This window comes from Leptospira wolffii serovar Khorat str. Khorat-H2 (genome assembly GCF_000306115.2).
Classification (GTDB): domain Bacteria; phylum Spirochaetota; class Leptospiria; order Leptospirales; family Leptospiraceae; genus Leptospira_B; species Leptospira_B wolffii.
In genome coordinates, this window is the sequence record NZ_AKWX02000007.1 from 501,948 (window position 1) to 516,489 (window position 14,542).

Annotated in this window: 13 protein-coding genes; 5 read left to right on the plus strand and 8 right to left on the minus strand. The window is 46.8% G+C overall.

The features are described from left to right. The first annotated feature begins 238 nt into the window (after positions 1-238). The 3 genes from LEP1GSC061_RS06605 (at position 239) to LEP1GSC061_RS06615 (ending at position 4,467) form a co-directional block, all read left to right on the plus strand. The gene (locus LEP1GSC061_RS06605) at positions 239-3,358 is read left to right on the plus strand and encodes an ATP-binding protein (RefSeq protein ID WP_016544247.1); all 3,120 of its coding nucleotides are present in this window, start codon (positions 239-241) and stop codon (positions 3,356-3,358) included. 2 nt (positions 3,359-3,360) lie between these two features. Further along, positions 3,361-4,020 (plus strand): response regulator transcription factor, encoded by a 660-nt coding sequence (locus LEP1GSC061_RS06610; RefSeq protein WP_016544460.1) that lies wholly within the window; start codon positions 3,361-3,363, stop codon positions 4,018-4,020. Between the two features lie 201 nt (positions 4,021-4,221). Further along, the gene (locus LEP1GSC061_RS06615) at positions 4,222-4,467 is read left to right on the plus strand and encodes a hypothetical protein (RefSeq protein ID WP_016544968.1); all 246 of its coding nucleotides are present in this window, start codon (positions 4,222-4,224) and stop codon (positions 4,465-4,467) included. Between the two features lie 77 nt (positions 4,468-4,544). Here the strand turns inward: LEP1GSC061_RS06615 and LEP1GSC061_RS06620 are convergent, their stop codons facing one another. The 6 genes from LEP1GSC061_RS06620 to LEP1GSC061_RS06645 all read right to left on the minus strand — a co-directional run bounded on the left by LEP1GSC061_RS06620 (position 4,545) and on the right by LEP1GSC061_RS06645 (position 9,620). After that, the gene (locus LEP1GSC061_RS06620) at positions 4,545-5,366 is read right to left on the minus strand and encodes a sulfurtransferase (protein WP_016545070.1); all 822 of its coding nucleotides are present in this window, start codon (positions 5,364-5,366) and stop codon (positions 4,545-4,547) included. Further along, a complete protein-coding gene (locus LEP1GSC061_RS06625; RefSeq protein ID WP_016544515.1) occupies positions 5,363-6,244 on the minus strand; it encodes an NmrA family NAD(P)-binding protein in 882 nt (293 codons plus the stop codon). The genes LEP1GSC061_RS06620 and LEP1GSC061_RS06625 overlap by 4 nt, the downstream gene beginning before the upstream one ends. After that, positions 6,241-7,032, minus strand: a complete 792-nt coding sequence (thiM, locus tag LEP1GSC061_RS06630) for a hydroxyethylthiazole kinase (protein ID WP_016544407.1) — start codon at positions 7,030-7,032, stop codon at positions 6,241-6,243. Before thiM ends, LEP1GSC061_RS06625 begins: the two co-directional genes overlap by 4 nt. A gap of 37 nt (positions 7,033-7,069) precedes the next feature. Further along, the gene (locus LEP1GSC061_RS06635; protein ID WP_016544835.1) at positions 7,070-7,987 is read right to left on the minus strand and encodes a methyltransferase domain-containing protein; all 918 of its coding nucleotides are present in this window, start codon (positions 7,985-7,987) and stop codon (positions 7,070-7,072) included. Between the two features lie 152 nt (positions 7,988-8,139). Further along, the gene (locus LEP1GSC061_RS06640) at positions 8,140-8,697 is read right to left on the minus strand and encodes a YbhB/YbcL family Raf kinase inhibitor-like protein (protein ID WP_016544451.1); all 558 of its coding nucleotides are present in this window, start codon (positions 8,695-8,697) and stop codon (positions 8,140-8,142) included. An 80-nt stretch (positions 8,698-8,777) separates the two neighbouring features. Further along, the gene (locus LEP1GSC061_RS06645) at positions 8,778-9,620 is read right to left on the minus strand and encodes an AraC family transcriptional regulator (protein ID WP_016544518.1); all 843 of its coding nucleotides are present in this window, start codon (positions 9,618-9,620) and stop codon (positions 8,778-8,780) included. A gap of 534 nt (positions 9,621-10,154) precedes the next feature. On the opposite strand from LEP1GSC061_RS06645, the gene LEP1GSC061_RS06655 reads away from it, so the two are divergent. Further along, complete coding sequence (locus LEP1GSC061_RS06655; protein ID WP_016544669.1) at positions 10,155-11,096, plus strand: family 2A encapsulin nanocompartment shell protein; 942 nt, start codon at positions 10,155-10,157, stop codon at positions 11,094-11,096. Then, on the plus strand, positions 11,083-12,798 hold the full coding sequence (locus tag LEP1GSC061_RS06660; protein ID WP_016544796.1) for a family 2A encapsulin nanocompartment cargo protein cysteine desulfurase: 1,716 nt from the start codon (positions 11,083-11,085) through the stop codon (positions 12,796-12,798). Before LEP1GSC061_RS06655 ends, LEP1GSC061_RS06660 begins: the two co-directional genes overlap by 14 nt. A gap of 31 nt (positions 12,799-12,829) precedes the next feature. On the opposite strand, the gene epsC is transcribed toward LEP1GSC061_RS06660, so the two are convergent. Both epsC and LEP1GSC061_RS06670 read right to left on the minus strand, forming a co-directional pair. Next, positions 12,830-13,738, minus strand: coding sequence for a serine O-acetyltransferase EpsC (gene epsC, locus LEP1GSC061_RS06665; RefSeq protein WP_016544928.1), 909 nt, complete (start codon positions 13,736-13,738; stop codon positions 12,830-12,832). Between the two features lie 321 nt (positions 13,739-14,059). Then, entirely contained in the window at positions 14,060-14,407 is a 348-nt protein-coding gene (locus tag LEP1GSC061_RS06670) for a hypothetical protein (protein ID WP_016544886.1), read from the minus strand. Between the last annotated feature and the right edge of the window lie 135 nt (positions 14,408-14,542).

The window sequence follows — 14,542 nt, forward strand, 5'->3', positions numbered from 1 at the left end:
TTTTTGAGTTTTTAATTCGGATCCGACACTCGCATTGTCTACGGTCAAGGGCGAAGCTTGACCGATCCGATTGATATTCTTCCGACGTATGGCGAGTCATGGCAAGAAGGAAAGAGAGCTTCCTCCCTCGAACGAGTGGTTTTTCGGTTTTCGGTCGGTCTCCAAGATACTCCGGACTTTCTTACGAAATTTCGCGTAAAAAGGTTTATTATTTTTGAATGTAATTTAGAAAAGGGGTATGTCGGATTTTCCCCGGAACTTTGGAATAGGGATCGCTTTTTCGATTCTGTTCGTCGTCGGTTGCTCCGGGACTTTCTCCGTAAACAAACCTCCGTCGGTACAGAACGGAGTTCTGGAATTAAGGAACTGGGACTTTTCAAGCTTGGGAGCTTTGAGTCTGGACGGGAATTGGGAATTTTTCTGGGAAAAATTGTATTCGGATCTTGCGGACGCGAAGGGGAGAAAAATCGTTTCCCCTACCGGATTCGAGGCCCTGCCGGACGCATGGAGCAATTATTACTCCGGAGAAAAATATCCGGGCTTCGGTTACGCGACTTACAGGATGACTTTGGATCTGGATCGTCCCGAGTCGGAGATGGGATTGAAAATGCTGGAGGCTTCGACTTCCTACGTTTTGTACGTCAACGGTACCAAGGTGATTTCTAACGGAATCGTGGGCAGAACAGCCGAAACGAGCTTTCCATCCTATCGCCCCGATGTGAGCATTCCGTTTACATTACAAAAAACGAATGAAATTGCGATCGAAGTCTCCAACTTCTCCCATTCCAAAGGTGGACCTTGGGCTAAAATTTATCTGGGAAAACATAAGGAACTCGTAGCAATCCGTCAAAAGAATATCTCCCTGGATCTTTTCATGGGCGGCGGTTTATTCATCATGGGGATCTATCACCTGAGTCTTTTCGCTTTCTTGAGGAGAGAACAGGCCAATTTGTTTTTCGGACTTTTGAGCGTTTTTATTACGGTTAGAATGATGATGACGGGGGAGCGATTTTTCTTTACCGTCTTTCCCGATTTCGGATTCCAATGGGCCTATCGATTGGAGATAATCAGCACTTATCTGAGCGCTCTCGTATTTGCTCTTTTTCTAAAGGCGATGTATCCGAGCGAATTCGGGAAGAATATGCTCTCTTTCTTGGTTTTAGCATTTTTTTCCCTTTCCGTGTTCGTCGTCCTCACACCTCTGGTTGAGTTTTCCCGAACACTTCCATACTTCGGCCTTCTTGTCGGCTTGGAAGGTTTCTATTCCATCTACGTTCTTATTAGAGCGATTAAGGTCAGAAGATTAGGATCCTGGGTGGGGTTGATGCTTTCCCTGTGCTTATTCGGAGTAGTCATCAACGACCTACTTTACGGAAATATGGTCATCAATTCCACATATTTCGCTTCGTACGGGGTCGCCTTCTTCTTTATCACTCAGGCGTTTATGGTTTCCCAAAGATTTTCGAGCGCTTATGATCTTTCTGAAAAATTGGGAAGAGAATTGCAGGAATCCAATCAGAGATTGATTTCCTTGGACAGATTAAAGGATGAATTCTTGGCGAGTACTTCCCATGAACTTAGGACTCCTCTGCAAGGAATCATAGGGATTGCGGATTCGTTAAATCGGGGAGTGGGCGGGGTTCCTTCTCCTTTCGTGGCGAAACAACTCGAAATGATCGTAAAGAGCGGACAAAGACTTTCAAGTCTCGTAAATGATATTCTGGATTTTTCCAAGCTCAAGCATAAGGATTTAAATTTGAATTTGCGCTCGGTGGATCTATACCAAGCGGTGAATTTTACGATAGAGTTGAATAAGAACTCCGTAGACGAGAGCCGTCTGAGATTGACCAACGGAATCTTCTCCGAATTTCCGGACGTACTCGCCGACGAGAATAGACTGCAACAGATCCTACAGAATTTGGTCGGAAACGCGATAAAGTTTACCGAAAGAGGGGAAATATCCGTAACCGCAAAGATTAAGTCTCTGGGATTTGCCGAAATGAGCGTAACGGATACCGGTATAGGGATAGCGCCAAGCGAACAACAGAAAGTCTTCGAATTTTTCGAACAGGCGGATCGCGGAGACGCTAAGAATGCGGGAGGTGCAGGTCTGGGACTTGCAATCAGTCGAGCCTTGGTTTCCTTACATGGAGGAGAGATCGGCGTGGAATCCGAACTCGGAAAGGGTTCCCGCTTTTATTTTACGATCCCTTTGGTTCCGGGTAAAATTCCCAAGTCCTCGCAGGATTGGGAGAATATGGGGACCTCCAACAAGGGGAAGCAGGTCCATCCGCTTTTGAACGAAAAAGTGGATTTTGTTTCCGACAAGAATGCGAGAATTCTAGTCGTGGACGACGAACCGGTCAATTTGCAAGTGATAGAAAATTATCTTTCCTTAAAGAATATGACCTGTCTTACCACGAAGAGCGGCGTCGAGGCCTTGGGTATTCTAAAAAAAGACTCCGAATTCGATGCGGTCATTTTGGACGTGATGATGCCTAAGATGTCCGGTTTGGAAGTGGCAAGAGAGATCCGAAAGACCTTTACCACCTTGGAGTTACCGATTCTGATGCTTACTGCCCGTAACCAAGACAAGGACCTCATGGCGGCGTTGAATAACGGGGCCAACGATTATCTACTCAAGCCGTTCGAATACGACGAGCTGATGATGCGAGTGAATAATCTTTTGGACCTTTCCAGAGGTCATAAAAGCAAGCTGGAGCTGGAAAGCGAGAAAAGAATCGCCGTAAATAACGTTAGGCAGCGTATCAATATAGATTTACACGATCATTTGGGCGGAAAGCTTACGGACTTAAAATTCCTTTCGGAAGAATTGATGCATTCTATACGATCCGAAAAGGACATTCCTCAAAAAATTCACGAGACGGTGAACCAATCCATAGAAATTCTAAGGGAACAAATGCTTAAGATAGAGGACTTAGGACTTTTATCGGAGAATTTCATCACTGGGATCAATTTGGTCCTCTTGCGTAGGTATTCCCACGCTGAAAGGGACCTGGAGTTTCATTGCGAAGAGGATCTTCGTATTTTCTTCGAGGGAGAGAGAAACGAAAACAGCGTCGTGGAACTTTATAGTATCGTGAACGAGATCACGAACAATGATCTTAAATACGGAAAAGAAGTAACGAAATGGGATTTTAAGTTGGAAGACCGGGAAATCGTTACCGATATGCGGGCCAAATCCGTTTATCATCTCAAAAAACATAGAACCGGTAGGGGAACCGAGAACCTAATCCATAGAATTTCCGGATTGGAAGGTAAAATGGAAATGGGGCTCGTAGGCGACGAATACAGGATCCTGATAAGAATCCCGTTAGAAAAATTCAAAGTGGTGTAAGGATGAGCTTGGAAGCAAATACGGCGGAAACTAAGAAAACCAGAATCGGAATCGTCGAGAACGACGAGAATTTTCGGATACAAATCATTAAGACCCTGGAGACGCTTCCGGAAGTCGGTGGAATCCTCTCCTGGGATTCCGCGGAATCCTATTGGAAAGACGAGGGAGGACGGGACTTGGATATCCTATTTTTGGATATCGTTCTGACGGGAATGAACGGAGTGGAATTGGCCGGAAGAATATCCGGAAGGGACCCCGAAATCAATAAGATTATGCTCACCAATATGAATTCGGACGAATTGATCTACGAATCTCTTCGTAACGGAGCGATAGGGTATATTCTGAAATCCGAATTGAAAGATATAGGAGAAGTGATAGACACCGTTTTAAAAGGAGGAGCGATCATTACCCCTACGATCGCTTTTCGTGTACTCAACACTTTTAAACAGAAGGATAGTTCAAGTGTCGCTAAGCTCACTCCTAAGGAAAGGCAGATTCTGGACGAGATGGTAAAAGGAAAAACCATCGGAAGAGTCGCGGAGTTTTTAGGCGTAAGTAAGTATACGGTGCAACATCACGTTAAGAATATATACAAAAAATTGAATGTTCATAATCGAGCCGAATTGGTCAGAAAAGCCAGCGATATAGGGCTGCTTCCTTGATTCGCAAATAGGACTTTATTACGAATCGAATACGGTATCCCCTCCCTAAGTGATGTGTGTCGGAGGTCGTTTTGGCGTCGCACAACGTGGAAATTTTTTTCCGTAACGGTTTTTTCCTTAAAAATTCCGGGATTATGTGTGGGTTTTTTCGTCTATTTTTCCAATTACTTTTGTTCGGTTTTAAGCTAGGGAGGAAAATCGATGCAAGGCAGAATCGCTGGGATTAACGAGAGAGACAGCAAAATGATCATTCTTACCGATCACGGTTATACGTTCGGATTCGGAAACGTGGAATACATGAAGATCAACCAGGTTGTGGATGGCGATTTGAGAAGTAACGGGACTGAAATCCTGACTAACTTAAGTTCGGGAGATGATTTCATTCTGGATATCGAAGCTTACGATTGCAACCAGGAAACCGCTTTTCTACTCTTGAACGAATCTTGATCATTCGAAAAACGAAAAGGCGGATTTTCTTCCGCCTGAACGTTTTCCTTATATTCTTAAAAACATATTTCTCCATTCTATGAATCCGATCCTTCTTTAGGTCTTTTCGGATCCCTTCCCCATTCATTCCAAGAGCCGTCGTATAAGGGAACGTCTTCTCTTCCCAAAAGGGATAACGCAGTGAGAACTACCGTAGCCGAGGCTCCACCGTTGCAATAGCTGATGATTTTTTCCGGAAGTCTGTCCGGATCCAGACCCGCCGATCGAAAGGACTCTTTTAGCTCTTTCAAGGGAAGATATTTTCCCGTTTTCGAATCGGTTAACGTAGGGTGGGGAAGATTGATCGCTCCTGGGATATGGCCTTTCGCGAATACTTCTGGCCTTCTCGCATCGATGAGCAAGGTATCGGTGGAACGAAATTGCACATCGTCCGCGGAGCGTTTCAGTTCGGGGTGGGGTTCCGCTTGGAATGCGGTCTTTGCAAAGCGAGGGATTTCCGAGCTTACCGGCTTTCCTTCTCTTTTCCAATTTTGGAAACCTCCATCCAAGATTGCGGCTTTGCTATGGCCGTAATATCTAAGAGCCCAAACGAGTCTTCCCGCGAACATGGTATTATGATCGTCGTAGGCTACCACAAATGTATCATTATCGATTCCTAATGTTTCCATTAGATCGGAGAATTTTCGGATACCTGCGATATTGACCGGGACCGGATCCTCCAGATCCACGATATCCTTAGTCCAATCCACGAAAACCGCCCCCGGGATATGCTCTAAGGCGTATAGTTCCGGTTCGGCATGGTATCTGGGTTCCGTGGCTTCCACTCTTCCTCGGATATCCACGATCCGAACTTTAGGATCGTCTAAATGGGAAAGTAGCCAGTCCGAATCGACGATCATACAGCTTCCAATTTCGGAAGAAGGACTTCTTTTCCCCAGGCGGATACGGTCGTGCTTGTCGTAGTTTCCGGCTTTCTTTCTCCTTCCACTTCTCTGGGAAGATGCATGGATCTATAGATATCCGTATAACCTTCCGCGGCGGCCTCGCTCACTCCTCGGGAGACCAGTCCGTTTTGGAAATCCTCCAGAGTTATATAATCGTATTTTAATACGCGACCCACAGATTCGCTCAAACGTTTTAAGGCTTCCGAGAACGTTAGATCTTCTCCTCCATGGAGAACGTGAATCCGTTTGCCTTTCCAATTTTTGAGAAGAAGGTATTCTGCAGCGACTTCCGCGATATCCTTGGTGGCGATAAACGCCACGGGACGGTCGGGCGGTATAGGGAAGGTGATTGTGCTACGAGACCGTAGATCTTCCAATTGAGCCAAGAGATTTTCCAGAAAGAATCCGGGACGTAGGTGAACCACATTGGCGTCCGTTTCGTTCAGATATTCCTCTACATGGACGATTCCGTCTGCGACTCCCGCCTCCACGACTTCCGGAATGATGGTAGAAATATTCACCACGAAAGGAATCCGATTCTTTTGCACGGCACCCGCCACGCTCTTTCCGTATAATTTATACCAAGCATGGACGTCCGTTGCGGATTTATTTCCCGGGTTCAACCAATATAACGCTTCCGTATCTTTGGTGGCATTCTGGACGAAGTCCTGATCTTCTAATGCTCCCACTTCGATTCGGATCTTATCCTTAAGAGAAGGATCCAATTTGTGAGGGCTCCTCGTGAGTACGGTCACTTTTTCTCCCGCGGAAAGAAGTTTGGGAAGAAGATACTTTGCTATATTCCCCGTAGGAACCGCTACGGTGATACTCATGCGGAAAGATTCGATATTTGGTCTAAGAACGCCACGGCGAAGCTTCCCGTTCCTTGGGATTGTTCCGCGGCTCGCAGACCTGCGATCCCGAATACCGCGGAAGCGGAAACGGCTGCGCGTAACGGATCCTTTTGTACTCCTAAGAAAGCCGCGATCAACGCTCCTAAAGAGCAACCCACTCCCGTGACCTTGGTCATAAGCACATGTCCGCCGGGAACTGCGATCGTCTCTTTTCCGTTTGTGATATAATCTATCTCACCGCTGATTGCGACTACTGCACCCGTTCTTTCCGCAAGCCCTAGGGCAGGAGCCAAAGCCTCTCCCGATTGGGCGGTAGAATCCACACCCTTTCCTCCGCCTACTGCTCCAGCTAATGCAAGAATTTCCGACGCGTTTCCTCGGATCACTGTGGGTTTATATTCCAAAAGTTCCTTCGCAAAATCGGTTCGGAATTTAAGAGCGCCTGCGGCAACCGGATCCAGAACCCAAGGTGTTCCCGCTTTTTGGGCGCTTTTTGCTGCGACTCTCTGTGCCTTGGCATCTATGCTGGAAATGGTTCCTACATTGATCAGCAATCCGGACGCGATTGCGGCGAAGTCGCCCGCTTCTTCTTCCGCGATGACCATGGCAGGGGAGGCTCCTGCCGCTAATAATACGTTAGCGGTCCAATTCGTGACGACTATATTCGTTAAAACGTGGGTAAGAGGGGCCTTGTTTCTTACTTCGGATAAATCCTCCACGATCTCGGGTGAAGGCCAGACTTTCTCTTTAGTTGCGGTTGCTGACATGCTTTTTCTCCTATTGTATCATAATGAAAGAATATTCTTAATCTTTAATGAAACTCAATGCGAGAAGGCTCGGAAGTTTTTCCGGTCCTCCTTCCGATATTCTTACCAATCGGAACCCCGCCTCTAAAAATAGATTCAGTACTTCGGCCAAAGGTCTATGCCAGGCTCCGACTTTACTCCGGACCGAACCCTTTAAGGTTTCCGGTTCCAGATACTGAGTTCCATTATAACCCACTTTTTGCAAAATGCCTCCTTCCGGAAGCGCTTCCGAAAAACCTCCGTAGAAGCAAGGATGGACGCCCACGTCTATATACCTTCCTCCGGAAGAAAGAACCCGGTAGATTTCCCTGGCGGAACGGGCCAAATCGTCCCAATCCGTGGTGGTAAAAGTGCTATAGGCCAGTTTGACGGAATCGCTTGCGATCGGAAGTTCGGCCGAGTCTCCGAGTACCACAGGCAATCGGGCAGAAGCCACTCTGAGCTGATCTGCGGAAAGATCCACACCGATCGGGTCGTAACCCAAGTCCTTAGCGAATCTTGCCGAAAGACCGGTGCCGCATCCTATATCCAAAGCGATTCCTTCTCCTTTTCCTGCGAGAGAAGAGAGTAATTCGTAGGCGGAGCGAGCCAATTCTCCTCGATTGGAATCGTCCTGCATAATGGTATCGTAGTATTCCGCGAATCCTTCATAACGGGCGATTCGAGTCTCGGGGTCTTCGTGAGATGTTTTTGTAGGATCTCCTTCCTGCAAGGGGACAGTCCCATAAAGAAAGCCCAGGTGCTCCTCTTCATTTTTTGCGGGAGAGGCCTCGTTCTTATGGAGTCTCGGAAAACCGTTCCGGAAAGGGTATCTCAATCGAAGCCTTGGATTATAAGCTAGTCCTTGTGCCTCGTCCCAGAGAAGATTTCCCTTATCAGAAGGATCGACTAATATATTTGTCAATATATCTATCATATTAAATTAATATATGCTATAACAGAACTTCCTCGAATGAGGAAAAGGGTCAATGAATTTTTAGAGGGGAACGAAAAAGCGAGAATGTAGTACCTTCTACCGAAAGAAGAAGGGTCCGCGACAAAGAAGGAACTCCCTGCCGCGGGGAAGAATTATCTGCCGTATTTTACAGTGAGTTTGCCTTCCGCAAGTTTTAAGGAATTCAGATAGAATCCTACTAATGCTCCGGATGCCTCTTGGTCTAAGGGAACCTTATCCTTCAGTGCGAATACTTTGAAAATATATCGGTGGGGCTTGTCGCCTTTAGGAGGGCAGGCACCGCCGAATCCGGGTTTTCCGAAATCGGTTCTACCTTGGACTGCACCTGCAGGAAGCGGTCCCTTTTCGTTACCTGATTTGGAAGCTAGACTAGTAACATCCGCAGGGATATTGAATACGGTCCAATGCCACCATCCGCTACCGGTAGGAGCATCCGGATCGTAAACGGTGACTGCGAAGAATTTAGTATCCTTGGGAGCTCCCGTCCATTTTAGATCGGGAGAAATATTCTCACCGCTACAACCGAATCCGGCGAATACCTGAGTGTTGGTCAAGGTGCCCCCCTCTTTGATCGTGTCACTTGTCACTTTCAAATCGGCTGCGTACGCTGAACTTACGAATAGAAAACTTAAGAGCGCCGCCAAGCCTCTTTTTGCAGAAGAAAATCGCATAAAAACCTCCCAGTTCTTATGCGGGATAGCTTACACAAAGAATCTTGGATCCGCATTTCTAATTTGGAAAAAAAGATCCCTTATATACCGACTCGCTCAAAGACTGTGCCGTTTCGCTTAAATAGCACCGTTTCCTTCCGTAAAACATTGGGAGAATGACCGAAACGGTCTCTGAATCTTATTGCGAACCGGGAAGGGGACTCGTAACCCACTTCCTTTGCGATTTCCCCGATGGAGAGTTCCGTAGACTGCAATAAGGAAAGAGCATAGGACATTCTCACGTCGATAAGAAGTTCCGTGAAGGAAATGTTCTCGCCGGAAAGTTTTCTTCTGAGAGTGGCCTCGCTGATTTCCAATCGATTCGCTACACCTCCCGCAGACCAGTCCTCAGAAGGATTTGCGTTCAGGAGGGAACGGATCCTTTGACTCAACTTCTGAGAGGAAGATACCGGGAATCTTTTTCCGAATTCTCCCAGCCATAAAAGAACTTCACCTACTCTATGTATGGCGATATGATCGGGAATCTGTTTACTTGTGGTGATCGTATCTCTCGCGGTTTGAAAGGCTTCTTGGAATCCGGATTTGAGTTCTCTGATGGGGAACGCGGTTTCGATGACGGAGTTCTCCGTTCTCGTAAACGAAAAGTTCTGTACTATAGCGGAAGGGAAGGCGATCCATGCCGCCTCGAAATCTTGCCCGTTAGGACGATTGATCACATCGAAGGATTGTCCGCCGGCGATCGCAACAGCTTCTCCTTCTCGGATTTCTAATTCAGAAGAACCCCTTCTTAGAGTCTTTGTGCCTTCTTTTACGAATACGATGGTGGGAAGTTCGTTAAAGACCTGAGACAAATATAATTCCTGTTTTTGGATTACGGAGGCGGTGATACCGACTCCTTCCCTGGATGCAATGACTCGCTTCATAGGCCCGCCGATTGAGGACATTTTACTTTAGATTGTCATTTTCCGTCGGCTTGGCAAGATTTTTGGGATTCGAAACGGACCCGGATCGGGTTTCTTTCTCCGATATTTCTGCGGAAATCGCTCTCGGAAAGGCGGAGCGAATTCAAAAAAATGCCCAATATATTGGACGGAGAAATAAGAAAGCCGTCTATCGGACAAATAAAAACGGCCTAAATCCCATCCATTCCCCGTTCCGAGAGCAATCCGCATATGAGTCCCGGGGGCCTATTTATACCCTTTGGAAAACCGTTTCATTTATTGGACGTATCCTTACTTCCTTGAAAGAACGAAGTAAAAAAGGGTTTCCTTTTTTATAAATAAAATCTAATACGAATTCGAATCTGCATACGTTCTTCGCTTTTGGAACCGTCAAATAGAAGAATTGCTTAATATACTGCCGGATGTTCCAGTATATTGCGCATGATGAGGAACGATAGCTTGTCCTTCTATCGATGAGTTCGTAGCGAAAGGCGGATTCTTAAGGAGAAAATATACATGGCTGAAACCGGCCCCATCCAACATGCTCTAAGCGACAGGTCCGCTCGGAAACTCGCAAATACCACTAAAACCGCACCTCAATTCGGAGCGATCACTCCCCGTTGGTTAGTGCGCCTTCTCGATTGGAAACCGTTGGAATCGGGAACCCTGAGAGTGAATCGAGTCAGGGACAATAGCAAAGTGGACGTACTCTGCGGCCAAAAGGACGAGCAACCTCTACCCGAGACGTTCGTGGATTACGAGGAAAACCCAAGAGAGTATACGTTAAGCGCAATATCTACCGTTTTGGACGTTCATACAAGGGTCTCCGACTTATTCAGCACCCCTCACGATCAAATCAAAGAACAACTCCGACTGACCATCGAGAGCGTGAAGGAAAGACAGGAAAACGAACTCATCAATAACGACGATTACGGTTTATTGAAGAATGTCCCTAAAAACCAAAGAATCCAAACGAGAAAAGGACCTCCGACTCCAGACGATCTGGATGAATTGATCTCGAAAGTTTGGAAGGAGCCGTCCTTCTTCTTAGCGCATCCTCTCGCTATCGCCGCATTCGGAAGAGAATGCACCAGAAGGGGAGTTCCTCCGGCTACCGTTTCCCTTTTCGGAGCACAATTCCTGACCTGGAGAGGATTACCGATCATTCCTACGGACAAGTTGCTTGTGGGAGGAGAATCCGTTCCTAAGGTTCCCGGTGGAACTACGAATATTCTTTTATTAAGAGTGGGAGAGAAAAAGCAAGGGGTCGTGGGATTATACCAACCCGGATTACCTGGCGAGCAAACCCCCGGACTTTCCGTTCGATTCATGGGAATCAATCGCTCCGCGATCGGTTCTTATCTCATCTCTTTATATTGCTCGGCTGCGGTACTCACTGACGACGCGATCGGAGCATTAGAAAATGTGGATGTAGGCAATTACTATGAGTATAAATGATTCCTTTCCTAACGGCCCGGAAGATTTTACGTTTCCGGGTTTTCAGGAAACGCAGGCTCCGATCGATCCCGCACGGATCGCGGATCTTGCCAGGGAATTTTTCGGTCCTCTACCTTCCGGTTCTAGCGTAGAAGAATTGTTACTTACCCAGTCCCAGGTTCCTTCCAAGCCTCCCGAGCCTATCTCTTCTTCACCGGCAGAGATAGCTTCTTCCGGGATCGGGATCGACGGACCTTGGAATATTTCTGGTACGGACTATTTGAGATCTCCGGATGAGTTCCTTTCGGGATCCGGGCTGCCCGGTTATCCGGGAGGACTCAATCCTTCTTCTCGTCCCGAAAGCGCTTTCTCAACCGCTTTCGGTTTCTTAGAGGGAAGCAGATCCTTTCCGCAAACGGGTTCCGGAATCCAAATCTCCGACCCTTTCAGTTTTTCCCCCAGCCTCATTCCGTCGGTGAGTCTTTCTTCAGGAAATTTAGAGATCGATTCTGTAAGAAGGGATTTTCCTATCCTGAAAGAAAAGGTGAACGGAAGGGATCTTGTTTGGCTGGATAACGCCGCAACCACGCATAAGCCGAAAGCGGTTATAGATCGCTTATCCTATTTCTATGAACACGAGAATTCGAACATCCATAGGGGAGCACATACGCTTGCGGCAAGAGCGACTGACGCATACGAAGCCGCCAGAGAGAAGGTGAAACAATTCCTAAATTCCTCTTCTTCGGAGGAGATCGTATTCGCCCGGGGTGCGACGGAAGCGATCAATCTAATCGCGAACACTTGGGGCAGGAAGAATATAGGAAAAGACGACGAGATACTGATCACCTGGTTGGAACATCACGCCAATATCGTTCCTTGGCAGATGCTTTGTGCGGAAAAAGGAGCAAAGTTGAAAGTGGTTCCCGTGGATGAAACGGGCCAGTTAATTCTTGCGGAATACGAAAGACTATTAAGCCCTCGTACCAAGATCGTTTCCTTTACGCAGGTTTCGAATGCGTTAGGAACGGTTACCCCCGTACAGAGCATGACGGAACTCGCTCATAGATACGGGGCAAAGGTTCTCGTAGACGGAGCGCAAGCCGTTTCACATATGCAGGTGGATGTTCAGGCGATAGATTGCGATTTTTATGTCTTCTCCGGACATAAGGTATTCGCTCCTACGGGAATCGGAGTACTGTACGGAAAAAAAGAGGTCTTAGACTCCATGCCTCCTTGGCAAGGCGGCGGGAATATGATCCAAGACGTAACCTTCGAAAAAACAGTATACCAACAGGCTCCTTTCCGATTCGAAGCGGGAACCGGTAATATCGCCGACGCCGTGGGACTAGGCGCCGCCATAGATTATCTGAATCGTATAGGCATGAATCGGATTGCGGAATACGAGCATTCTCTGTTGGAATACGGAACTGCACAGCTTTCCAGAGTCCCCGGCTTAAAAATGATCGGAACCGCAAAGGAGAAAGCGGGAGTTCTTTCCTTCGTTCTGGAAGGCTTCAAGACCGAGGATGTGGGAAGATATCTGGCCCAGGAAGGAATCGCAGTCCGATCCGGTCACCATTGTGCCCAGCCCATACTCCGTAGATTCGGTTTGGAAAGTACCGTCAGACCTTCTTTAGCGGTTTATAATACTTGCGAGGATTTGGACGCTCTTGTCTCCGCTCTTTTGGATCTGAGAGGAGAAAGAACTTCCGGACCTCTTTAAGTGGGAAGGCGGGGGAAGTGTGCGAAATTTATCAGATAGAGAAGTCGATTACGTTATCCAATTCCTTGGAGCTACGGACCCGCACTTCGTTTTTCTGATAAACGATGGAGAAGGGAGGAACGCTTTGGGTCAACCAGGCGTTTCCTCCTATGATGCTATTCCTTCCGATTACGGTGTCTCCGCCGAGTATCGTAGCTCCTGCATAGATGATTACATTCTCCTCGATTGTGGGATGTCTTTTGACGCTCGCAAGACTCTTACTCACCGAAAGCGCTCCCAAGGTTACGCCCTGGTAGATTTTGACGTTATCCGCAATGATCGAGGTGCCTCCGATTACGATTCCGGTCCCATGGTCCATAAAGAAGGAGCGTCCTATTTTTGCACCGGGGTGGATATCGATTCCCGTTTTTTCATGCGCGTATTCGCTTAACATTCTTGGAAAAATGGGGACTTGCAGATTATGTAATGCGTGAGCGACTCTATGCACCGCTATCGCATAAAATCCGGAATAGGCGAGTATGACTTCCTTCACGCTTTCCGCCGCAGGGTCCCCTTCGTAGGCGGCGATCGCGTCCTCCCAAATCAGCTCATAAAGGGAAGGAAGCGCATCCTGAAAATTCCTCAAAACATCGTTTATATCTTTCGAAGAAGAATCGGAAGTTTGCTGCAAATACGGCTCCAACTTCTTTTTTGCATCCAAAAGGAAGCGGGAGATACCGTCCTCCACCTGGGTTCTATCTCTAAAGCTCAGGTCGGAAAAGAAACCCGCGAATAAAATATCGAATAATTCCCGGATAAAGTTTCCGGCAACCTGACGTCCTCCGTAACGATGCGGATCCTCGTTCTGCTTACGGAAAATCGAGTCGATGAAACGCTCATACCCATCTCCGGTCTGAAAATTTTCCTGTAGATCCCGGTTTGCGTCGAACTGTCTAGCCAATCTTCCTCTTTCGAAACGCGTTCGATATATTCGATAATAATTTCGCTATAGCGAAAACGATCAAACGATATTCTAAAAATCGGGAAAATAATTCGGATCAATATATTACTCATTCGTTTAATGATAAGAATATGAGGTTTTAAGGGGTCGCCTCGGAAGAAGGGTCAGATTATAATATTAAAATTATTTAAAATATTGGGATAAAAAAGCCGGACGAACTGGCCCGGCTTAATATACGGAATCCTAGGTTCCGCGCTTATCTTCTGATCGCCAACGAGAGCCTATCGGATAGACCTTCTTTCCCAACGAATCCTTTTTCGGTCAGTAAACTAGATGTTTTAATTCTTGGAATACCGATCCCGAATGGGCTCGTAGATACAGCGCATAGCCGCTGGTGCAAAGACTTACGACCAACGGTAACATCCTGAAAAACTTATTCTTCGTGAACGAAAATAGAATGAAAGCCGGAAATACTCCGACGATCGGTATAATCGATCCGATGAATAGAATCAGATAAAACAGCCAAAAAGAGGCGATTTGCTCTTCTTTTTGGACCGGTTGTTTCTTTGTTTTTACAGGCTTATGCGGTTCCGATCTCGCATAACTATGTGGATGCGGGTCTACGATCGTTGTTTGCAGCCGAGTATGATACTTGGGATCTGCTTTCATCGTTTTCACCATACTTATAGCTTAGTTCTTTTTAGAGAAAGGGCAATCCACAAAGGGATTTTTTTAGCCAAGCTGACAGGCATAGCCTTTTTCCTTTCATTGAAAATTCCTTAAATCGCAAGAGAATGATCGAAA